This window comes from Pseudoclavibacter sp. RFBB5, assembly GCF_002931555.1.
In the GTDB taxonomy this organism is placed as follows: domain Bacteria; phylum Actinomycetota; class Actinomycetes; order Actinomycetales; family Microbacteriaceae; genus Pseudoclavibacter.
Map to the genome: position 1 here is coordinate 991397 of NZ_PSTZ01000007.1, position 21853 is coordinate 1013249.

The following is a 21853-nucleotide window of genomic DNA, read 5'->3' on the forward strand; positions in this document are numbered from 1 at the left end:
AACGGGCCGGGGACTTGCCCCGACCCGTTCGTGTGTCGCGCTGATCAGCGCGGCGCAGTGCCTACGCCTTGTGGCGAGGGAAGGCGCTGCGTCCCGCGTAGACGGCGGCGTCGCCGAGCTCTTCCTCGATGCGGAGGAGCTCGTTGTACTTCGCGACGCGGTCGGTGCGGGCGGGCGCACCCGTCTTGATTTGCCCGGAGTTCGTGGCGACTGCGAGGTGCGCGATCGTCGCGTCCTCGGTCTCGCCCGAACGGTGCGAGAGGATCGCCGTGTAGCCGGCGCGCTGCGCGAGCGAGACAGCGTCGAGCGTCTCCGTGAGCGTGCCGATCTGGTTGACCTTCACGAGGAGCGAGTTGGCCGCGCCCTCGGTGATGCCGCGCTGGAGGCGCTCCGGGTTGGTGACGAACAGGTCGTCGCCGACGATCTGCACCTTGTCGCCGATGGCGGCGGTGAGGGCCTGGTAGCCCGACCAGTCGTCCTCGTCCAGCGGGTCCTCGATCGTGACGATCGGGTAGTCGGCGACGAGCTTCTCGTAGAAGGACGTCATCTCCTCGGCCGAGACCTCAGCACCCTCGAAGTGGTACTTGCCGTCCTTGAAGAACTCGCTCGAGGCGACGTCCATGCCGAGCACGATGTCGGTGCCGAGCTCGTACTTCGTCGCGCCGATGGCCTCGACGATGAGGTCGAGAGCCGCACGCGTGTTGGGCAGGTCGGGGGCGAAGCCGCCCTCGTCGCCGAGGCCCGTCGCGTAGCCCTTGGAGTGCAGCGTCTTCTTGAGCTGGTGGTACACCTCGGTGCCCCAGCGAAGCGCCTCGCTGAAGGTCTCTGCACCGATGGGGAGGATCATGAACTCCTGCACGTCGATGCCGTTGTCAGCGTGCGCGCCGCCGTTGATGATGTTCATCATCGGCACGGGCAGCACGTGCGCGTTCGGGCCGCCGACGTAGCGGAAGAGCGGGAGGCCAGCCGAGTCGGCTGCAGCCTTGGCGACCGCGAGGCTCACGCCGAGGATGGCGTTCGCGCCGAGGCGCTTCTTGTTCGGGGTGCCGTCGAGCTCCTTGAGCTCCTCGTCGACGAGGCGCTGGTCGCTGGCGTCGAAGAACTCGATGGCGGGGTCGATCTCGTCGATGACTGCCTCGACGGCCTTCTGGACGCCCTTGCCGAGGTAGCGGTCGGCGTCGCCGTCGCGCAGCTCGAAGGCTTCGAAGGCACCGGTGGATGCACCGGACGGCACGGCCGCGCGGCCGGTCGATCCGTCATCGAGCAGAACCTCGACCTCGACGGTTGGGTTGCCTCGGGAATCGAGGATCTCGCGGGCGTGGACGACGTCAATAAGGGCCACAGGATGCTCCTTGCGAATCAGTAGCGTACGGACCGCCAGAGACGCGGTCCTTCGTCAGTGTATCGGGGTCGGTGGAACGTGAGGAAGGAGGGGCTTGACGAGCTCACGGGGTGGGCGACGGCAACCCGGCAGTCTCCCCCGCCATCAGCTCCGCCATGCTCGGGACCCGCCACACCACCGGGTCCTCCGCGTACTCGGCAGCTGCGCCCGCCGGATCCCACTGCAATTGCTCGAGCGCCCTGCCGGGAGGTACGAGATAGAGAGCGCAGCGGAGCTGCTGCGAGTCGGCTTCGTCCTGCTTGGGGACGCCCAGGGCTTCTTCGCAGACGACTGCGTCAGGCGCTTCGTCGACGGTCGCGCGCGGCGCCACCGAACCGTCGTCGAGGATACCGACCAGATCCGGTGGAAGCGCCGACGTCCCATCTTGCGCGTCACCCTGCAATCCGACTTCGACGTTCACCGATTCCGGGTGCGTCCACTCGTCGCCGATCTCCGCGAGGCCCGCGTTCTCCGGACCACCGATCGACAGCACCGAGAAGGTGACGGCGACCTCGCGACCGTCCTCGAGCGGGAGCAGCGCGGTCTCCTGGTACTCGAATCGGCTGCCGGGCTCGGCAACGGATTCAGGGATGACGACCTCCTGGTAGGTGAAGGGGTCGTCCCACTCGCCGAGCAGTGAGCACCCGCTCACTGACGTTGCCATTGCCACCGCGAGGCCGGCGGACGCGAGCCAACGCCCTCGGACTCTGCTGACTGGTTTCACCCGTAGCGCGCTCGATTCCAAAGCTCCTCCTCGTTCGGAGGTGCCAGGTTACGAGTCCTGGAGCGCTTCGAAGCTGAGCGTCTCGGGCGCCTCGACGTGCTCATCCCGCACGTGAGCGACGTGCGTGAACCCCTGCTCGGCGAGCGAGGCGAGGAGGCCCCGCACGTTCTTGGGCTTCTTCGCGACCCGCACGCGCGAGGCCCCCGAGCGCACGACCGCGCCCTTGACCTTCGCGATGTCGGCGACGGATGCGCGCTTGTCGAAGAGCAGCGCGACTGCGCGCTCCTCCCCCGTCTCCGGCAGCTGAGCGAGGTCGACGATGCGCTCGAAGCCGATGGAGAAGCCGCAGGCCGGCACATCCTGGCCGAGGAAGCGGCCGATCATGCCGTCGTACCGACCGCCGCCACCGACCGATGAACCGGACTCGGGGTGAGCGGCTTCGAAGATCGTGCCCGTGTAGTAGCCCATCCCGCGGACGAGGCTCGGGTCGAACACGAGCCGGGTCGACGCGCCAGCAGCGGCAGCAGCATCCGCGATCTCGACCATGCCGTCGACGACCTCGACGACGGCCGGGTCCTCGCGGAGCGCGCCGGGCAGGCTCGTGAGGATGGTCTCGCGGTCGAAGCGGATGCCCGACTCGAGCAGCGGGGCCCAGGTGGCGAGCGCCGCCGCGAGCTGCAGGGCCGCCGTCGCGTTGATCGTCGCGAGCTCCGCGGCGACCCCCTCCGGCCCGATCTTGTCGAGCTTGTCGATGGTGATGAGCGCGGCGCCGTGCTCGGCATCCGCGAATCCGCAGTGCACGAGCAGCGCGGTCAACAGGCGTCGGTCGTTGACTCGCATGGTGCAGTCGTCCAGGCCGAGCTCCACGAGCGCAGCCGACGAAGCCACGAGCAACTCGACCTCCGCGAGCGCCCCCGGCTCGCCGATGATGTCGATGTCGCACTGCACGAACTGCCGGTAGCGGCCCTTCTGTGGGCGCTCGGCGCGCCAGACGGGGGCGATCTGCAGGCTGCGGAAGACGCCGGGCAGCGTGCCGCGGTGCGTCGCGACGAATCGGGCGAGCGGCACCGTCAGGTCGAAGCGCAGGCCGAGGTCGCTGAGCGCGAGCGGGTCCCCAGCCTCAGCCGCGGCGGCCAGCGCGTCCCCGTCGAGCGCCCGCTTCATGACGGCGAACGAGAGCTTCTCGTTATCGCCACCGAGCCCCGAGTGCAGCCGCGCTGTGTCCTCGACGACGGGCGTCTCGATCTCATCGAAGCCGTGCCTCGTGTACACCTCGCGGATCGTGCCGAGGATGCGCTCGCGCCTGCGCTTGTCTGCCGGGAGGAAATCGCGCATGCCACGAGGCGGGGTGATCTGAGAAGCCATTGCACTATTCTCGCAGGATGATCGCACGCGAGACGTCCGGGGGCGCGCGGTGACCGGCCTCATCATCCTCTCGGCGGCGCTTCTCTTCGCTGCCTGCATGTTCTGGAGCTTCTCGCGCATCGGACGCCCGGGCCGCCCACGCGTCGGCGGCGCCCTGTCCGGCGCCATGACCGGAGTCGACCAGGCATTCGCCCCGACCCACGCCGAGGCCGCGGAGGCACTCGAGGCGGAGCGCGTGATGCCTGCCCCCACCCCGGTCACCGGTGGCCCGCTGCCGGTTGAGACCGGCCGCGTCGAGATCACGCTCGAACGGCGTGACGAGGCATGACCGCCCAGCTCCCCCTCGTCAGTGCAGGCCAGGCCCGGCGCATCGCGCTCGCAGCCCAGGGCTTCGGTACCCGAAGTGCCGCGACCGAAGTCGGCACCAGGCAGCTCGGCTCGCTGCTCTCGCGCATCCACCTCCTGCAGATCGACTCCGTCAACGTGTGGGAGCGGAGCCACTACATGCCCGTCTTCTCGCGCCTCGGCGGCTACGACAAAGCCGTACTCGACCGGCTCGCGTCGGGCCGCACCCCGCGGCTCACCGAATACTGGGCCCACGAGGCGGCGCTGCTCCCGGTCGCGTCGCTCCCCCTGTTCGGGTGGCGCATGCGCGAGAAGGCGGAACGCGACCGGCGCAAGAGCGCGGAGTTCCTCGAGGGCCACGCGGCGACGATCGCGTGGCTGCGCGCCGAGCTCCGCGAGCGAGGGCCGCTCGCCGCCAGCGAGTTCGAGCACGAGGCCAACAAACGGCGCGGATCGTGGTGGGAGTGGTCAGACGTCAAGATCGTGCTCGAGTACCTCTTCCGGTGGGGTGAGCTGGCGTCAGCCCCCCGCAAGGGCTTCGAGCGACGCTACGCGCTTCCCGAGCAGGTGCTTCCCGCCGAGGTGCGTGGTGCTGAGGTGAGCACGCGCGACGCGGTCCGCGAACTCATCGGAATGGCCGCCGCCGCCCACGGCATCGGCACCACGGCTGACCTGGCCGACTACTTCCGCGTGCCGATGGCGCTCACGAAGACCGCGCTCGAAGAGCTCGCCGACTCTGGCGAGGTCCTCCCCGTGCGAGTCGCCGAGTGGGGCAAAGACGGCCAGCCCGGCCTCGCGTGGCTGCACCGGGACGCCCGCCGCCCACGCGCGATGGACGCGGCCGCGCTCCTCTCACCGTTCGACCCCGTCGTCTGGTACCGGCCGAGAGCCGAGCGGATGCACGACTTCCACTACCGCATCGAGATCTACACCCCCGCCCACAAGCGCGTGTACGGCTACTACTCACTGCCCATCCTCCTCGGCGACGCCGTCGTCGGCCGCGTCGACCTGAAGAACGACCGCCAGTCGCGCATCCTGCGCGTGCAATCTGCGTGGAGCGAAGCGGATGCGCCCACCGATATCGCCGAGCGCACCGCGCTCCTGCTCCGTGACGCGGCCGCCTGGCAGAACCTCGACGATATCGTCGTGGCCGACCGCGGCACCCTCGCCCGCGACCTCGCGGGCGCCCTCACGACCTGACCTGACCTGGCGCGCTGACGACGACGCGCTGACATTGCGCTGGCCCAACTGCGCCGCGAGCCAACGCTGCCAGCCGATGAGCCCGTTAGGCCGCGCCATAGCGGCCACTTGACTGGCAGCAGTTCGCGGGAGGCCGGCAGAAGCGGCCATCTGCCTGGCAGCGATGCGCGGCCGCAGCACCGGGACGAAGTGCGGCCGGACGAGGCCTCGTGAGGCGGCGCCGGTGACGGAAATCAGCCGCGTCGGGTTTCGGCCGCGCGGATGCGTTGCTCGAGTTCGCGGTTCGCGAGCCGCATCGCGCGTTCGGCGTCGAGGCCCCGCGCATCCGCGTCTCGCACGAGCGCCAGCAGCGTCCGCCCAAGTTCCAGTTCCTCGCTGACCGAGCTGACCGAGTCGACCGAGTCGACTCCGGCCGCACCGACCTCCACCCCAGGTTTCGGGATGGCTTTCTCGCTTCCGGATGGTTTGTTTTCCATCCCGAGGTGATTTCCCCATCCCGAATCGAGAGTGGTGGCGACGGATGCGGTGTCAGCCGCGACGGCGGGCGACACCGCCGCGGCGACCTGGCGCTCCTTCCCGAGGAGCTTCTGGGCGAGCGCAAGCGCCGACATGTCGCGGGGCACGCCATCGAGCACGCTCGTGCGGTCGCGCTTCTCGAGGGCCTTGGCCTCCTGCCACAGGCGGATGATCTCGTCGATGTCACGGGTCGGGGTCGGCCCGAAGACGTGCGGGTTGCGGCGCACGAGCTTGTCGGCCTGCTCACGCGCGACGTCCTCGAGCGTGAACGCGCCGCTCCCCCGCGTGGAGGCTATGTCGGAATGGAAGAGCACCTGGAAGAGCACGTCTCCCAGCTCCTCCTTGATGTCGGCCGGGTTGTCGTCCTCGAGGGCCTCGACGAGCTCCGCCGTCTCCTCCGTGAGGTACTTCACGAGCGTCGCGTGCGTCTGCTCCTCGTACCAGGCGCATCCGCCGTCGCCGCGAAACGCCCCGACGACTTCAAGCAGACGGAGGAGCTCCGGATGCTCGCAGTGCCCAGACCGCTCGCTCGCGTCGGCCACGGCTACTTCGCCTCCGCGTCGCTCGTCACCTCGACGGTCTCGTCTTCCACCTCGAAGATCGCCGTGAGGATGCCGCGCACCCAGATGAGCATCTCCTCGTCGCTCGGCAGGGTGCCGTCGCGGCCCTCGAGCACCGGGATGGCGAGCGAATGGGTGGCATCGACGACCTTCGACCCTGGGTACATGCGGCGGAGGCGCATCTGCTTGGAGTCGCTGAGCTCGGCGGGCCCGATGCGCAGCGTCTTGCCGAAGACGACGAGCTCGCCGAGGCCGGCCTTGACGGCGAGGCGACGCAGCTTCGAGACCTCGATGAGGCGCTGCACCTCGATGGGCGGCTCGCCGTAGCGGTCCTGGAGCTCCTCGAGGACGAGCCCGATCTGGCCGGGCTTCGCGTTGGGGCTCGAGGCGCTCGACAGCTTCTGGTACGCCTCGAGGCGCAGTCGCTCGCTCGCGACGTAGTCTTCCGGCACGCGTGCATCCACGGGGATCTCGAGGCGCAGCTCGGTCTGGCCTTCCGCGACCTCGCCGCGGAACGTGTTGACGGCCTCGCCGATCATGCGCAGGTAGAGGTCGAAGCCGACGCCCGCGATGTGTCCGGACTGCTCGCCGCCGAGCAGGTTTCCGGCGCCGCGGATCTCGAGGTCCTTGAGCGCCACTTGCATGCCGGAGCCGAGCTCGTTGTTCGCGGCGATCGTCTCGAGGCGGTCGGTGGCGGTCTCCGTGAGCGGACGCGTTCCGTCGTACAGCAGGTACGCGTAGGCGCGCTCGCGGCCGCGGCCGACACGCCCGCGCAGCTGATGCAGCTGGCTGAGGCCGTACCGCTCCGCGTCGTCGATGATGAGCGTGTTCGCGTTGGCGATGTCGAGGCCCGTCTCGACGATCGTCGTCGACACGAGCACGTCGAACTTGCGCTCCCAGAAGTCGACGATGATCTGCTCGAGGCGTGCCTCGCTGAGCTTGCCGTGGGCGACCGCGACACGCGCCTCGGGCACGAGCTCGGCGATCTCGGCCGCGACCCGGTTGATGGATGCGGTGCGGTTGTGCACGTAGAAGACCTGGCCCTCACGCAGCAGCTCGCGGCGGATCGCGGCTGCGACCTGGCGGTCGGACTTGGCGCCGACGAAGGTGAGGATCGGGTGCCGGTCTTCCGGCGGCGTCGCGAGGGTCGACATCTCGCGGATGCCGGTGACGGCCATCTCGAGGGTTCTCGGGATGGGCGTCGCGCTCATCGCGAGGATGTCGACGTTGGCCTTGAGCTTCTTGAGGGCGTCCTTGTGCTCGACGCCGAAGCGCTGCTCCTCGTCGATGACGATGAGCCCGACGTCCTTGTACGCGATCGAGTCGGTGAGGAGGCGATGCGTGCCGATGACGATGTCGACGGAGCCGTCGGCCAGCCCGCGGATGGTCTCCTCGGATTCCTTCTTCGACTGGAAGCGGCTGAGCGGCTTGATGGTGACGGGGAAGCCCGCCATCCGCTCGGAGAACGTCTCGTGGTGCTGGCGGACGAGCAGCGTCGTCGGCACGAGGATGACCACCTGCTTGCCGTCCTGCACGGCCTTGAACGCGGCGCGAACGGCGACCTCCGTCTTGCCGAAGCCGACGTCGCCGGAGACGAGGCGGTCCATGGGGATGGGCCGCTCCATGTCGCGCTTGATCTCGTCCACGGTCTGGAGCTGGTCGGGCGTCTCGACGAAGGGGAACGCCTCCTCGAGCTCATGCTGCCATGGCGTGTCCGGCCCGAACGCGTGGCCCTTCGACGCCATGCGCGTGCTGTAGAGCTTCACGAGCTCCACGGCGATGTCGCGGACCGCCTTGCGCGCCTTGCCCTTCGCGGCGGACCAGTCGGAACCGCCCATCTTCGACAGGGCTGGCGCCTCACCACCGACGTACTTGGTCAGCTGGTCGAGCTGCTCGGTGGGGATGAAGAGCTTGTCACCGGGCTGCCCGCGCTTGGAGGGCGCGTACTCGATGAGGAGGTACTCGCGCACGGTCTTCGGGGCGTTCCGGCCGCCGGCCTGCACCTCTCGCTGTCGCAGCTCGATGAACTTGCCGATGCCGTGCGTCTCGTGCACGACGAAGTCGCCCGCCTTGAGCTGCAGCGGGTCGACGACCGAGTTCGTACGGCGCCTGGCGAGCTTCTTCGGCTGCCTGGAGTCGTAGCCGACGGAGCGACCGAAGAAGTCGGTCTCGGTGACCAGCGCGAGCTTCTGCCCGGGCACCTGCACGCCGGTGGAGACGGGCGACTGGGTCAGGTAGGCGACGCCGGTCTCGAGTTCGTCGGGGAGCTCATCGACGAGCCGTGCCCCGTCGCCGTGCTCGGAGAGCAGCTGGCTCGCGCGCTCGACGAGCCCTGGCCCCTGGCTCGTGACGACGACCCGCCAGCCGTCCTTGAGGAGAGCCGACACGTGCTCGATGGCGCCGTCGGCGTTGCCGGCGAAGCTCGGCACGGCGTCGCCCTCGATCTTGACGGCGAGGATCTCGCTCGCGTCGAGCTGCTCCTCCGGGATCTCCAGCGACTGGAACGGCGACAGCGACCACCACGGCCTCGCGCCACGGGCATCCCGCAGCCCTGAGACGGTGAGGAAGTCACCGGAGCTGAGGTCGATAGGGGCGTCGGCGCCGGCCGTCGCCGCGCTCCAGGCGGCCTCGAGGAACTCGTGGTTGGTCTCGGAGAGGTGGACGGCGCGCGTGGCCACTCGCTCGGGCGACAGCACCGCCATGGCGGCGTCCTCTGGCAGGTAGCTCGTGATGGGCACGAGCTCGCTCACGAGCGCCGGCGCGAGCGACTCCATGCCCTCCGACGGGATGCCCTCGGCGATCTTGGCGAGCATCTGCTGGAGGTTGGGGAACTCGTGCTGCATCTCGCGAGCCCGCTGGCGAACGCTCTCCGTCAGCAGCAGCTCGCGCGCCGGCGTGATGAGCGCCTCCGTGACCTCTGACTCGAGCGAGCGCTGGTCGGCGACCGAGAACACTCGGATCTCGTCGACCTCGTCGCCGAAGAAGTCGATGCGCAGCGCGTGCGAGGCGTCTGGCGGGAACACGTCGAGGATGCCGCCGCGCACGGCGAACTCGCCGCGGCGGGTGACCATGTCGACGCGCGAGTAGGCGAGGTCGACGAGCTGCAGGGCGAGGCTCGAGAGGTCGTTGCCGCGGGAGCCGCGCTCGAGGCGGATGGTCGTGGCCGCGTCGAGACCGGGGAGGAGCGGCTGCAGGGCGGCGCGCACGGAGGCGAGCAGCACGAACGGAGACGTCCGCTCGCTGGCCTTCCACTCGGTGAGCTCGCGCATCGCGCGCAGTCGCTTGCCCGTCGTCTCGACCGATGGGCTCAGGCGCTCGTGCGGGAGCGTCTCCCAGGCGGGGAACTCGGCGATGTGGGCGTCCGGGACGAACGTCTGCAGGTCTGTGCCGAACTGCTCGGTCTCGCGGCTCGTCGCCGTGAGCACGAACAGCATGGGTGCCGCGTCGAGCTCGGCCTGGCGCGCAGCGAGGAGGTTCGCGATGAGCGGCGCCCTCGCCCCGTCGACGAGCGAGAAGTCGGTGTCACGACCGGCCCGCCCCATGGCGCGCTCGAAGGAAGGGGTGGACTGGATGGAGCGTACGAAGCCGTGCAGAGTCACTCGGGGAATTGTACGCGCCGAGGCGAAGATACTTCCTACAGTGCCCAGGCTCGCTGTCCCGCTGTCGGCGATCTACGCCAGGTCTGCCGATTCGAGGAGCACGGTGAAGGGACCGTCGTTGACGCTCGCGACCTTCATCATGGCGCCGAATTCACCGGTCTCGACGTGCACTCCGCCCTCCCGGAGGGCCGTGACGAAGGCGTCGACAAGCGGCTCCGAGTGGGCCCTCACACTCGCGAGCGACCACGACGGCCGTCGCCCCTTGCGTGCATCCCCGTAGAGCGTGAACTGACTGACGACCAGCGCCGGGGCGCCGGTGTCGAGCACACTCTTCTCGTCGTTCAGGATGCGCAGCCCGAGCACCTTGCGGGCGAGCTTCGCCGCATCCGCGTCGGTGTCGGTGTGCGTGACGCCGACGAGGATCAGGAGTCCCGGCTCGTCGATGCGGCCGACGGTCCGCTCGTCGACCGTGACGCTCGCCTCGGTGACGCGCTGGATGACGAGCTTCACGCGCCCGCTGCCGTGTGCACGCGCAGCTGAGCGGCCTGGATGCCGTCGCTCGCGATCAGCTCGACGGCGTCCGCCGCGTCGCCGACGAGCACGGGGAGGACCTCGCGCTCGCTGCCCGCGAAGTCCTTGAGGACGAAGTCGGCCGCGTCCTGCCGGCCCGGAGGACGCCCGATGCCGACACGCACGCGCAGGTAGCTCGGGTCGCCGAGTGCCGCGCTGATATCGCGGAGGCCGTTATGACCGCCGTGGCCGCCACCGACCTTCAGCTTGAGGGTGTCGAACGGGAGATCGAGCTCGTCGTGCACGACGATCACGTGGTCGACGTCGACCCCGTAGTAGTCGACGAGCTGCGAGACCGGTCCGCCCGAGGTGTTCATGTAGCCGTTCGACTTCGCGAGCACGAGCTTCGGCCCACCCGGGGCCGTGCGCCCCTCGGCGGTGCGGGCGTTCGCCTTGTTGTGCCGCGAGAAGCTCGCGCCTAGTCGCTTCGCGAGCTCGTCCACGACGAACTGACCGACGTTGTGCCGGTTCTTCGCGTACTTCTCGCCGGGATTGCCGAGTCCGACCACGAGCCAGGTGTCTGCTGCCATGCTGCAAAGCCTTTCATGCGACGGGATGCGCTGCGCGACGACCCGTGGGATCTCTGGAACGCGAAAGGCGGACGGCCGGAGCCGCCCGCCTTTCGACGAAGTTGCGTCGAGTCGACGACGCCAGACGCGAGATTACTCGGCGGCTGCTTCTTCGGACTCTTCGTCCTCGTCCTCGTCCTCGCCGCGAGGCGTCTGGATCGAGACGAGGGCAACCTCTTCTGCGTCTTCCGCGAGGTCGACCAGCTCGGTGCCCTCGGGCAGCTTGAGGTCTTCGCGGTGGATGAGCGTGCCATCCTCGAGGCCCTCGACCGAGACCTCGATGAAGCTCGGGATGGTGGTGGCGTCGGCCGAGACGAGGATCGTCGTCGCGTCCTGCACGGCGATCGTGCCGGGGAACGGGTCGCCGACGAGGTGCAGCGGCACGTCGACCTCGACGCGCTCGCCCTTGCGGATGACCGCGAGGTCGAGGTGCTCGATGATCTGACGCACCGGGTCGCGCTGGACGTCGCGGACGAGCGCGAGCTGCTTGTCGCCTTCGATGTCGAGCTCGATGAGCGCGTTCGCCTTGCGGATGAGCAGCATCGTCTCGTGACCCGGGAGGGTCAGGTGGCGGGGCTCGGTGCCGTGGCCGTAGAGGACCGCGGGGATCTTGCCTGCGGCGCGGATCTTGCGTGCCGCACCCTTGCCGAACTGGTTGCGCAGTTCGACGCTGAGCTTGTTGGTCTCTGCCATGTTGTCTCCTTGGTGGTGGTTCTCGACAGACTGAGGAAGCGTGTGGAGGCCCATTCAAGGACACATCACCGCGTCGATCACGGGCCTCACGGCCCCTCGCCGAAGTTCAGCCCCCCACTTTACGTCATCGAGCGCGCGGGTGGGCACGTTCTTGCAAAGCTCTGCTGAGCTCCCCGTCAGAAGCCGACGGCCTTGCGCCAGCCGTGGCGGCGAGCGCTGCTCACGGCGGCGCCGGCACCCAGCATCGCGAACCCGAAGACCACCAGCTCTGCGGCGAGCAGCGAGACAGCCATTCCGGATGCAGGGCCCGCGAACAGTGCGAACGTGGCGAGCTGATCCTGCCACAGCGGCGCGGCCGCGATGGCGGATGTGAGCTGGGCGTGGAAGAGGAACGAGGCGAGCCCCGCCAGGACGGACAGCGCCCCCGCGACGACCGACCCGGTTCCGGACAGTCGCATCGTGAGCGCCATGAGGAAGAAGCCGACGGCCGCCAGCATGGTGACGAGCATCGTCCAGACAGGTGAGACTCCCCCACCGTCCCCGATGAAGCTGCCTGCTGACGACGAGACGCCGGAGACGATGATGAGCAGGGGGATGGCGCTGAAGGCGACCACGCAGATGGCGTAGAGGGGCACGGCGAGGAAGACGGAGCCGATGCGCGCCCAGACGCTGGGGCTGGCCGACTCGCGGGCGCGGCCGTACTTGTTCGCCTGCCCCCGCGCATCCGTCTGCCCCGGCTGCTGCGCGGCGGGTGGCTGCTGCCTGCCCTCCTTGGGCGTGCGGGTCGGAGCGACGGGTGCCACCGCGGGCGGCGGTGCCTGCTGCGGGATGACGCGGGTCGATTCCTCGCTGCCGGCGTAGAGACTCGACGACGAGCGAGCGGATGGAGCGCTCGGCGTCGCACGCGTCCTCGGCATCGCCGTCGTCGGCTGCTCGTCGGTGATGGCGTCGCCGTCATCGTCTGGGCGCCCGAAATCGTAGGCTCTCGTGCGGGCGTCGTGATCAGCCACTGAGTGTCTCCCTGTCTAGGTGCTCGCGGTCGCGCGCACCGCCAGATCTGGTCCTGGCCGTGCGCCGAGTTCGGCGACGTTTCGTCATGTTCGGAAATCGTTGCCGTGCTCGTGCCACAAGTCAGCGTACGACTGCCCGTCGTGCAATACCGTGGAGTGTCCCGTGCATCGCCCTGACGGGAGACAAGCATCCACTCTGAAAGAGACGCATCTATGACCACTGACGCTGCCCCCTCGATCTCCTCGGAAACCGGCTCGTCCCCCAGCGCGAACATCGGCGTTGTCGGCATGGCCGTCATGGGCTCCAACCTCGCCAGGAACCTCGCGAGCCGCGAGGGCAACACCGTCGCGGTCTACAACCGCTCCCCCGAGCGCACCCGCACGCTCGTCGCCGAGCACCCCGAAGCAGGATTCGTGCCCTCCGAGTCGGTGGCCGACTTCGCAGCGTCACTCCAGAAGCCCCGCACCGCGATCATCATGGTCCAGGCAGGCGCCGGCACCGACGCGGTCATCAACCAGCTCGTCGAGGCGTTCGAGCCGGGCGACATCATCGTGGATGGCGGCAACGCCCTCTTCACCGACACCCGCCGCCGCGAGGCAGCCGTGCGATCCACGGGCATCCACTTCGTGGGCTGCGGCATCTCCGGTGGCGAAGAGGGGGCCCTCAACGGCCCCTCCCTCATGCCGGGCGGCACCGCCGAGTCGTACGAGACGCTCGGCCCCATCCTGCGCACCATCGCCGCGGTCGCCGAGGGCGAGCCCTGCGTCACCCACGTCGGCACCGACGGCGCCGGCCACTTCGTGAAGATGATCCACAACGGCATCGAGTACGCCGACATGCAGCTCATCGCCGAGGCCTACGACCTCATCCGCCGCGGCACCGGCAAGACCCCCGCCGAGATCGCCGAGATCTTCGCCGAGTGGAACAAGGGCGAGCTCGAGTCGTACCTCATCGAGATCACCGCGGAGGTCCTCCGCCAGGTCGACGCCGACACCGGGAAGCCACTCGTGGACGTCATCCTCGACGCCGCCGGTGCCAAGGGAACCGGCGCCTGGACGGTCCAGACGGCCCTCGACCTCGGCGTGCCCGTCTCCGGCATCGCCGAAGCCGTGTTCGCCCGCTCCGTGTCCTCCAAGCTCGAGCAGCGCGCCGCATCCCGCACCCTCCCCGGCCCCGACGGCTTCCAGGTCGAGGACGCCGACGCGTTCGTCGAGGACGTGCGCCTCGCGCTCTACGCGTCCAAGATCATCGCATACTCGCAGGGCTTCGACGCCATCATCGCCGGCGCCGAGCAGTACGGCTGGGACATCAAGAAGGGCGACATCGCCGCGATCTGGCGAGCAGGCTGCATCATCCGCGCCCGCTTCCTGAACCGCATCACGGACGCCTACGCCGAGAACCCGAACCTCGTGGCCCTCGTCACCGCGCCCTTCTTCACCGACGCCGTCAACACGGCCCAGGCGGCGTGGCGCCGCGTAGTCGTGCAGGCAGCGCAGGCCGGCATCCCCGCCCCCGCCTTCTCCTCCAGCCTGTCGTACTACGACGGACTGCGCGCCGAGCGCCTCCCCGCCGCCCTCATCCAGGGACAGCGCGACTTCTTCGGCGCCCACACCTACAAGCGCGTCGACCGCGACGGCGTCTTCCACACCGACTGGTCCGGCGACCGCCCCGAGCACAACGCATAGCTCGGCGCCAAGAAGGCCCCGTCCTCCCAGCATCAGCTGGGAGGACGGGGCCTTCGGTGTCTCGAAGAGCGCAGACCCGCCTCATCCTGAGGCTGTTGTGCCCTACCGCGAGTCGCTCCAGTGGGTCGCTGTTCTGCTCATCCGGCGACCCTTTGGGGCGACTCGCGCCGCGTGAGGGACAGACGGGGGGTCAGACCGCGGCGGGGGTCTTCGCGTCGGATGCGGCGTTCTTCGGCGCGAGGGCACGGGATGCTCGGGTGCGACCGTGCGTGTAGTAGAGCGGGAGTCCGACGAAGAGCAGTCCGCCGACGAGGTTGCCGACGACCGTGGGGATCTCGTTCCAGATGAGGTAGTCCATGAGCGTGAAGTCGGCGCCGAGGAGCAGACCGGAGGGGAACAGGAACATGTTCACGATGGAGTGCTCGAAGCCCATGAAGAAGAACAGCATGATGGGCATCCACATGGCGATGACCTTGCCGGAGACGCTCTTGGAGATCATGGCGAGGGCCACTCCCGTCGCGACCATCGCGTTGCAGAGCACGGCGCGGACGAAGAGGGTGAGCATGCCGGAGGCGCCGTGCTCGGCGTAGCCGACGGTCCTGCCCTCGCCGATGTGCCCGATGGCCTCGCCGACCTCGTTCGGGGGTGTTGCGAAGCCGTTCGTCACGACGATGGCCATGAGCACGGCGATGGTGAAGGCGCCGAGGAAGTTGCCGACGAACACGAGGCCCCAGTTGCGGAGCACGCCGCGGAGGGTGACGCCCGGCCGCTTGTCGAGCCAGGCGAGCGGCCCGAGCACGAAGACCCCCGTGAGGAGGTCGTAGCCGAGCAGGTACAGCATGATGAAGCCGACGGGAAAGAGCAGGGCGCCGAGCAGCGGGACGCCGGTCGTGACGCTGACGGTCACGGCGAAGGCGGCCGCGATCGTGAGGAACGCGCCTCCCATGGTCGAGCGGATGATGGTGTCGCGGGTCGACAGGAAGATCTTGCTCTCCCCGGCATCGATCATGGTGGTGACGAGGTCATTCGGCTTGACGTAGGACACGGGTTCCCTTTCGCTCTGGCGATGCTCTGCGGCCATGTTCGGCCCGATATCCACAAGCTATTGGGGTGCAGTTTCGGCCCCGTGGCTCGTGCGGTGCGTTCTGGTTTCTTTTCCCTCTCGTCCCCGCCGCGGGGCTGTGAGAAGTGCGATCAGACGGGGGCCGCGGCGGGGACGACGGCGTCGAAGCGCTCGAGGATGATGTGCGCGATGCGGTCGTCGACACCGAGGGGTGCCGCCACGATGTCGCCGCCCGCCTCGGTGACGCGGTCGTGGAAGAAGCCGGGGGTGAGCAGGTAGCTCGCGATGCTGACCCGCCGCGCCGGGGCGCCTCCCCCGCGGCGCACGCCAGCCGCTCCTCGAGCGAGCTGCACCGCCGCTGGCACGCGCGGGTCGAGGGCCGCTCCGTAGCCGAGCACCGCATCCGCGCCGCCGATGGCGTTGAACTGCTCGCGCAGCTCGTGGAAGCGGGGCACGGCGGCGGCCGCCGTGGAGCCCGCGACGGCAATGACGACCCCGTCGTCGGCACTGCCGCCAGCTTCAAGGAACCGGTCCCACAGCAGCTGCGAGAGTCTGGGGTCCGGTCCGAGGGGCGCCGCGACCGAGGTGCCGGGTCGGGCCGCCGCGGCTTCCGCGATGTCGACCTGCGTGTGGAAGCCGACCGTGAGCAGCACTGGCACGATGACGACATCAGCGTCGGCGGGCAGTCCGGCGAGCACCTCGACGAGGCTCGGCTGCTGCACGTCGACAAACGCCTCGACGACCTGCACGCTCGGCCGCATCGCCTGCGCGCGGCGCAGCAGCTCGCGGATGACGGCCTGACCGTCGGTGTTGTCGGTTCCGTGGGATGCGCCCACCAGGATCGTCTGCCGCGGGTGCTGCTCGTTCATTTAGTGCTCGCTCTCTGTGCTGATGCTCGTTCCTGACGGTCGTCCGTCCATGTGCTCGGTCACGCGGGACCCTGACATCGCGCGGGCTGCGCTCACGTTGCGCTGCGCGCTCACGTCGCGCGGACGCGCAGCCGGTAGCCCCGCTTCACGACGGTCTGCACGATGGCCCGGTCGCCGAACGACTCACGGAGGCGCGCGACGGCGACGTCGGCGGCATGGTTGGTCGTCGGGTTGCCGGGCAGCCGAGCGAGGATCTGCTCGCGGCTCACGACGCCACCCGGGTTGCCGGCGAGCAGCCGCAGCACGCGCAGCGCTCCGGGTGAGAGCTCGACGACGTCGTCGCCGATGACGGCGCAGCTCGAGCGGAGGAAGAGGCGGCCAGCCTCGGTCTCGATGCCCTCGGCCGCTCGCTGGGCGTAGTGCTCGATGAGCTCGCGGATGAGCGCGCCGAGTCGTCCGCGCTTCGGCACGACGGGCTCGATGCCGACGGCCCGCAGGGGCGCCGCGGTGATGGGGCCGACCGCGACGGTGACCAGCGAGCCGTCACGGCAGCGTGCTTTGAGCCGTTCGAGGGCTCCGGAAGTCCCCACGTCAAGCGCGTCGTCGCCGTCTGCCGGACCCGACTCGTCCGCGAAGGATCCGAGCCACGCGGAGACCCCGGGAGCCGAGGTGAAGACGATGGCGTCGACCTCGCCGTCTGCCGCCTTGAGCGCCCACCGAGCGAGCAGCGCAGGGTCGGCTGGCGGCCCCCACTTGTAGACGATGAGGCTCTCGACGTCGGCGCCCGCGACCGCGAACTGCTCGTCGAGGCCGTCGGCTCCCGAGCCGTGGTGCTGGAGGGCGATGCGGGCGCCCTCGACTCCCTCGGCGAGGAGGAACTGGGCGAGTTCCGCCGAGGTCTCCGATTCGGCGACCCAGTCGGCGTTGAGCCCCGCCGCCTGGATCGCCCCGCGCGCTTTCGGGCCTCTCGCCACGATGCGCGCGCGGGCGAGCACCGCGACGAGATCCTCGGCCAGCCCGTGTGCATCCGCCGCGTCGATCCAGCCGCGGAAGCCGACGCCCGTCGTCGCGACGACGATGTCGGGCGGGTCGGCGATGACGCGCTTCGTCGCGTCGAGGAGGTCGGCGTCGTCTTCGACCGCGGTCATGCTGAGCGACGGCGAGTGGCGGATGATGGCCCCGCGTCGCTCGAGCGCCGTCGCGAGCTCACCGGAACGGCGGTCGCTCGTCACGACGACGACGACGCCGGCCAGGTGCTGTTCCTGGGGTGCGCGGCCGCGCGCCCCGCTCGCGGGCTCGGGGCTCATGCTGACAGCGCGTCCTGTTCCTGGAGCGACCGTGTCGCCTGCAGAAGGCCGAACTGGGCGACCTCGCCGATGACGATGATGGCGGGGTTGGCGACACCGACGTTGCGCGCCGTGGCGTCGATCGTGCGCAGGCTTCCCCTCGTGACGCGCTGTCGAGGGGTGTGGCCGTTCTCGACGATGGCGACGGGCATGTCGTCGCGCACTCCCGCATCCACGAGCTCCTCGCAGATGCGGCCGAGCGCTGAGACGCCCATGAGCACGACGAGCGTGCAGGTGTCGCCCTTGACGGAACGGAGGAGCTCGGCGCCCAGGCGCTGGTGCCCGGTCACGACCTGGAAGGAGTTGGCGACGCCGCGGTGCGTGACGGGGATGCCGGCGGCCGCGGGCACCGAGATGGCGCTGCTGATGCCGGGGACGACCTCGACGGCGATGCCTTCCGCGTTGCACGCGAGCACCTCCTCGCCGCCGCGCCCGTACACGAACGGGTCGCCGCCCTTGAGCCGCACGACGACAAGCCCCTGCTGCGCCTTCTCGACGAGGATGCGGTTGATCTCCTCCTGCGGCACGGGGTGGTGCTTGGGCTGCTTGCCGACGTCGATGATCTCGACCTCGGCGGGGAGCTCGGCGAGCACGGAGCGCGGGCCGAGGCGATCCGTCACGACGACGTCGGCTTCCGCGAGCGCGCGCCGCCCGCGGAGGGTCATGAGGTCGGCGTCGCCCGGTCCCCCGCCGACGAGCACAACCCTGCCAGCACCTGGTCGGTGCCTGCGCAGGTCGACGTTGCCGGCACGGAGCCCTTCGGCGAGCTGGTCGCAGATGAGGCGGCTGCGGCGCGGGTCGGCGCCCTCCTTGGAGACGACGCCGATCTCGACGGCCCCGGCATCCGAGGTCGCCGGGGTCTTGGCGCTGCCGGCGGATGCGTCGCTCGCGTTCACGCACCACACGCGGCGCTCGTTCGCCCACTCGGCGACGAGGAGGTCGGTGGCCCTGTCGCCCGTCGCGGTGTGCACGAACCAGGCTCCGTCGAGGTGGTGTGCCTGCACGGGCTCCTGCAGCCAGGTCGCGAGCCCGTCGGCGACGAGACCGCCGAGCGTGCCGCCGAGCTCGGGGGCCACGACGGTGACGGATGCGCCGGCCGTGACGAACTTCTGGGCGCGTCTCGCGGAGACGGCCCCTGCCCCCACGATGAGGACGTCGCGGCCGGTGAAGTCGAGGGCCATGAGCGTGCTCATCGCGTCTGCCTTCCCTCGAGGCGCAGGCTCAGGTCGACGAGGACCGTGCCGTCGTCGTCGATGCGCACCGGGTAGGTCGTGAGGGTGCGCGCATCCTTGCCGACGGTGTCGAGGCACTCGCCCGTGGCAAGGTCGAAGATCTGCTTGAACATCGGGGAGGCGACGGTGACGCGTCCGCTCCTGGAGCCGACGAGGCCGCGGCTCATGACCTGCGAGCCCGAGTACGGGTCTGCCTGCTGGACGGCGAAGACCCGCTCGTCGCGGAGCCGGAACAGCGCGATCTGGGTGCCGTCCAGGATTGCGGCGACGCCACGCTCGGGGTGGAGGGCGTCGAGGGGGCAGACCGCGATCCAGTGCTGGCCGGCGGCCTCGGAGGGGCGTTCGCGGGTGGCGCTGCGAGTGTCGAGTGCGATGGTCATCGTCGGACCTCCAGGGTTGTTCCTGCGATTACTGTTCCGGCGCTTCGGTCGGCCTCGTTGGCCGGGCGGAGCTGGCCGCGCTCCGGCACGTAGCCGAGCGACGGGTCGGGCGTGCTGGGCGCGTTGACGAAGGACACGAAGCGCTGCATGACCTCCGGGTCGTTCAGCGCCTCCTGCCATTCGTCCTTGTAGTTGTCGACGTGGTTCGCGACCATGGCGTCCAGGTCGGCCGCGATGCCGAGGCTGTCCTCGAGCACGACAGCCCGAAGCGTGTCGATGCCGCCGTCGAGGTCCTCGATCCAGCGCGCGGTGCGCTGCATCCGGTCGGCGGTGCGGATGTAGTAGCCGATGAATCGGTCGATGGCGGTGATGAGCTGCTCGTCGTCGAGGTCCTCCACGAGGAGCTCCGCGTGGCGGGGCGTGAAGCCGCCGTTGCCGCCGACGTAGAGGTTCCAGCCCTTCTCGGTGGCGATCACGCCGACGTCCTTCGCGCGCGCCTCGGCGCACTCGCGCGCGCATCCGGAGACGCCGAACTTCAGCTTGTGCGGCGAGCGGAGGCCACGGAAGCGGAGCTCGAGGAAGATGGCCATCGCAACGGAGTCCTGCACGCCGTACCGGCACCACGTCGAGCCGACGCACGACTTCACGTTGCGCAGGGCCTTGCCGTAGGCCTGGCCCGACTCGAAGCCGGCATCGATGAGCTTCTTCCAGATCTCCGGCAGCTGCTCGATACGGGCCCCGAAGAGGTCGATGCGCTGGCCACCCGTGATCTTCGTGTAGAGCCCGTACTCCTTGGCGACGGCCCCGATCGCGATGAGCCCGTCGGGGGTGACCTCGCCGCCCGGGATGCGCGGGACGACCGAGTAGGTGCCGTCCTTCTGCATGTTGGCCATGACGTGGTCGTTGGTGTCCTGCAGCGCCGCCTGCTCGCCCTTGAGGATGTGCCCGTTGCCGAGCGAGGCGAGGATCGAGGCGACGACGGGGCGGCAGATGTCGCAGCCGCGTCCGCCGTTGCCGTGGCGTTCGATGATGCTCGTGAAGGTCGAGAGGCCCGTGACGCGCACGGCGTCGAAGAGCCCCGCCCTGGAGAGCGCGAAGTGCTCGCAGAGGGCGTTGCTGACCTCGACCCCCGTCTTGGCGAGCTCGGTCGAGAAGATCTTCTTCACGAGCGGCACGCAGGAGCCGCAGGCGGTGCCGGCGTTCGTGCAGGCCTTGACGCCGGCGAGGTCGGTGCAGGCGTGGTCGGTGACGGCGCCGCGCACCGCGCCGACGGACACGTTGTTGCAGGAGCAGACCGTGGCGTCGTCCGGCAGGTCGCCACCGACCTCCGGCATGCCGTCGGCGGGCAGCAGGTAGGCGGCCGGGTCGGCACCGAGCTCGCGCCCGACCATGGGGCGCAGCGAGGTGTAGGCCGAGGCGTCCCCGACGAGCATGCCGCCGAGCAGCACCTTGCCGTCGTCCGACATGACGAGCTTCTTGTAGACGCCGCCGACCGGGTCGGCGTACGTGACCTCGAGCGCGCCCGGCGACTCGGCGAAGGCGTCGCCGAAGCTCGCGACATCCACACCCGTGAGCTTGAGCTTCGTCGAGAGGTCGACGCCGGGGAACGTCGCCGCTCCCCCGGTGAGGCGGTTGGCGACGACCTCGGCCATCGAGTAGCCGGGGGCGACGAGGCCGAAGCACTCACCGCCGATCGAGGCGACCTCGCCGATCGCCCAGATGCTGGCGGCGGATGCGCGGCACGCCTCGTCGACCTCGATGCCACCGCGAGCGCCGAGCGTCAGCGCGGCGTCGCGAGCCAGCTCGTCGCGGGGCGTGATGCCGACGGCGAAGACGACGAGGTCGGCGAGCTCGGGCTCGCCGTCCGGGAAGTCGAGGCCCGCCGCGCGGCCGTCGGCGTCGAGCACGACCGCACTGGCGCGGGACCCGGTGCGCACATCCACCCCGAGGTGCTCGATGAGGAGCCGCAGCGACTCGCCGCCGCCCGCGTCGAGCTGGGCGGACATGAGGTGGCCGGAGGACTGGACGACGGTGCATTCCGCGCCGAGGGCGACCATGGCGCCCGCGGCTTCGAGCCCGAGCAGGCCGCCGCCGACGACCGCACCGCGGACCGTGCGACCGAGCCGCTGTGACAACTCGGCAACCTCAGCCTTGAGCGCGACCACGTCGTGGACGGTGCGGTAGACGTGGACGCCGGGCGCATCCACCCCGGCGATGGGCGGCTTCGCGGCGGACGAGCCCGTCGCGATGACCAGCTCGTCGTAGTGCTCGGTCGCGCCGAGCGACGTCACGAGCGTGCGGGTGCCTGGGTGGATGCTCGTGACCGTCTCGGAGGTGCGGAGCGTGACGTTCGGGTGCGACCACATGAGCGGCCTGCCCAGCTCCAGGGCAGCCGGGTCGACGCCCGAGAACGTGCTCGTGAGCTGGACTCGGTCGTACGGCCGCCACGGTTCGTCGCCGATGACGGTGATCGCCCAGACGTGGTCCGTGTCCTGCGAGCGCAGCGACTCGACGAAGCGGTGCGCGACCATGCCCGCGCCGATCACCACGACGTGACGGGAGCGCGGTGCCGGGGGGAGCATGTCGCGAGCGTAGGTCTGGGATGTTTCGTCACCGTGCGGCAAATGTTTCGTGCTCATCACAGCTCGCCCCGGTCGCTTCGACTTGGTGTGCGCATGCTGGCTCCTCCGTGGATGAACGGCGACGGTCGGTCGCTGACATGCTCAGAGCGTAGAAACCGCATGT

The 21853-nt window shown here is 69.8% G+C and carries 18 protein-coding genes; 3 read left to right on the forward strand and 15 right to left on the reverse strand.

Features of this window, described 5'->3' with window-relative positions; all coding sequences use genetic code 11:
- Positions 1–61 precede the first annotated feature (61 nt).
- The 3 genes from eno to hisS form a co-directional block, all read right to left on the reverse strand.
- Positions 62–1342, reverse strand: a complete 1281-nt coding sequence (eno, locus tag C5B97_RS12640; RefSeq protein ID WP_104253687.1) for a phosphopyruvate hydratase — start codon at positions 1340–1342, stop codon at positions 62–64.
- 103 nt (positions 1343–1445) lie between these two features.
- Positions 1446–2033: a hypothetical protein gene (locus C5B97_RS12645; protein ID WP_104312352.1), complete on the reverse strand. Its 588-nt coding sequence runs from the start codon at positions 2031–2033 to the stop codon at positions 1446–1448.
- A gap of 120 nt (positions 2034–2153) precedes the next feature.
- Positions 2154–3470: a histidine--tRNA ligase gene (gene hisS / locus C5B97_RS12650; RefSeq protein WP_104312353.1), complete on the reverse strand. Its 1317-nt coding sequence runs from the start codon at positions 3468–3470 to the stop codon at positions 2154–2156.
- Between the two features lie 49 nt (positions 3471–3519).
- On the opposite strand from hisS, the gene C5B97_RS12655 reads away from it, so the two are divergent.
- Together C5B97_RS12655 and C5B97_RS12660 are read left to right on the forward strand one after the other, a co-directional pair.
- Positions 3520–3798: a hypothetical protein gene (locus tag C5B97_RS12655; RefSeq protein WP_104312354.1), complete on the forward strand. Its 279-nt coding sequence runs from the start codon at positions 3520–3522 to the stop codon at positions 3796–3798.
- Positions 3795–5015, forward strand: a complete 1221-nt coding sequence (locus tag C5B97_RS12660) for a winged helix-turn-helix domain-containing protein (protein ID WP_104312355.1) — start codon at positions 3795–3797, stop codon at positions 5013–5015. The genes C5B97_RS12655 and C5B97_RS12660 overlap by 4 nt, the downstream gene beginning before the upstream one ends.
- 233 nt (positions 5016–5248) lie before the next feature.
- On the opposite strand, the gene C5B97_RS18240 is transcribed toward C5B97_RS12660, so the two are convergent.
- The 6 genes from C5B97_RS18240 to C5B97_RS12690 form a co-directional block, all read right to left on the reverse strand.
- Positions 5249–6073, reverse strand: coding sequence for a MazG nucleotide pyrophosphohydrolase domain-containing protein (locus C5B97_RS18240; RefSeq protein WP_104312356.1), 825 nt, complete (start codon positions 6071–6073; stop codon positions 5249–5251).
- A 2-nt stretch (positions 6074–6075) separates the two neighbouring features.
- Positions 6076–9633 (reverse strand): transcription-repair coupling factor, encoded by a 3558-nt coding sequence (mfd, locus tag C5B97_RS12670; protein ID WP_104312618.1) that lies wholly within the window; start codon positions 9631–9633, stop codon positions 6076–6078.
- Positions 9634–9762: 129 nt separating this feature from the next.
- The gene (gene dtd, locus C5B97_RS12675; RefSeq protein ID WP_104312357.1) at positions 9763–10200 is read right to left on the reverse strand and encodes a D-aminoacyl-tRNA deacylase; all 438 of its coding nucleotides are present in this window, start codon (positions 10198–10200) and stop codon (positions 9763–9765) included.
- The gene (gene pth / locus C5B97_RS12680) at positions 10197–10790 is read right to left on the reverse strand and encodes an aminoacyl-tRNA hydrolase (RefSeq protein WP_104312358.1); all 594 of its coding nucleotides are present in this window, start codon (positions 10788–10790) and stop codon (positions 10197–10199) included. The genes dtd and pth overlap by 4 nt, the downstream gene beginning before the upstream one ends.
- Positions 10791–10922: 132 nt before the next feature.
- Entirely contained in the window at positions 10923–11522 is a 600-nt protein-coding gene (locus tag C5B97_RS12685) for a 50S ribosomal protein L25/general stress protein Ctc (protein ID WP_104253694.1), read from the reverse strand.
- A gap of 176 nt (positions 11523–11698) precedes the next feature.
- Positions 11699–12532: a hypothetical protein gene (locus C5B97_RS12690; RefSeq protein ID WP_104312359.1), complete on the reverse strand. Its 834-nt coding sequence runs from the start codon at positions 12530–12532 to the stop codon at positions 11699–11701.
- 213 nt (positions 12533–12745) lie between these two features.
- On the opposite strand from C5B97_RS12690, the gene gndA reads away from it, so the two are divergent.
- Positions 12746–14218, forward strand: coding sequence for an NADP-dependent phosphogluconate dehydrogenase (gene gndA / locus C5B97_RS12695; RefSeq protein WP_104312360.1), 1473 nt, complete (start codon positions 12746–12748; stop codon positions 14216–14218).
- Between the two features lie 190 nt (positions 14219–14408).
- On the opposite strand, the gene C5B97_RS12700 is transcribed toward gndA, so the two are convergent.
- From C5B97_RS12700 to nirB, 6 genes are all read right to left on the reverse strand, one after another.
- On the reverse strand, positions 14409–15263 hold the full coding sequence (locus C5B97_RS12700; protein WP_104312619.1) for a formate/nitrite transporter family protein: 855 nt from the start codon (positions 15261–15263) through the stop codon (positions 14409–14411).
- Between the two features lie 149 nt (positions 15264–15412).
- Positions 15413–16150, reverse strand: a complete 738-nt coding sequence (locus tag C5B97_RS12705) for a sirohydrochlorin chelatase (protein WP_104312361.1) — start codon at positions 16148–16150, stop codon at positions 15413–15415.
- Between the two features lie 110 nt (positions 16151–16260).
- Positions 16261–17457, reverse strand: a complete 1197-nt coding sequence (locus C5B97_RS12710; RefSeq protein ID WP_104312362.1) for a uroporphyrinogen-III synthase — start codon at positions 17455–17457, stop codon at positions 16261–16263.
- On the reverse strand, positions 17454–18689 hold the full coding sequence (cobA, locus tag C5B97_RS12715) for a uroporphyrinogen-III C-methyltransferase (RefSeq protein WP_104312363.1): 1236 nt from the start codon (positions 18687–18689) through the stop codon (positions 17454–17456). Before cobA ends, C5B97_RS12710 begins: the two co-directional genes overlap by 4 nt.
- On the reverse strand, positions 18686–19108 hold the full coding sequence (gene nirD / locus C5B97_RS12720) for a nitrite reductase small subunit NirD (protein ID WP_104312364.1): 423 nt from the start codon (positions 19106–19108) through the stop codon (positions 18686–18688). Before nirD ends, cobA begins: the two co-directional genes overlap by 4 nt.
- A complete protein-coding gene (nirB, locus tag C5B97_RS12725) occupies positions 19105–21690 on the reverse strand; it encodes a nitrite reductase large subunit NirB (RefSeq protein ID WP_104312365.1) in 2586 nt (861 codons plus the stop codon). The genes nirD and nirB overlap by 4 nt, the downstream gene beginning before the upstream one ends.
- Between the last annotated feature and the right edge of the window lie 163 nt (positions 21691–21853).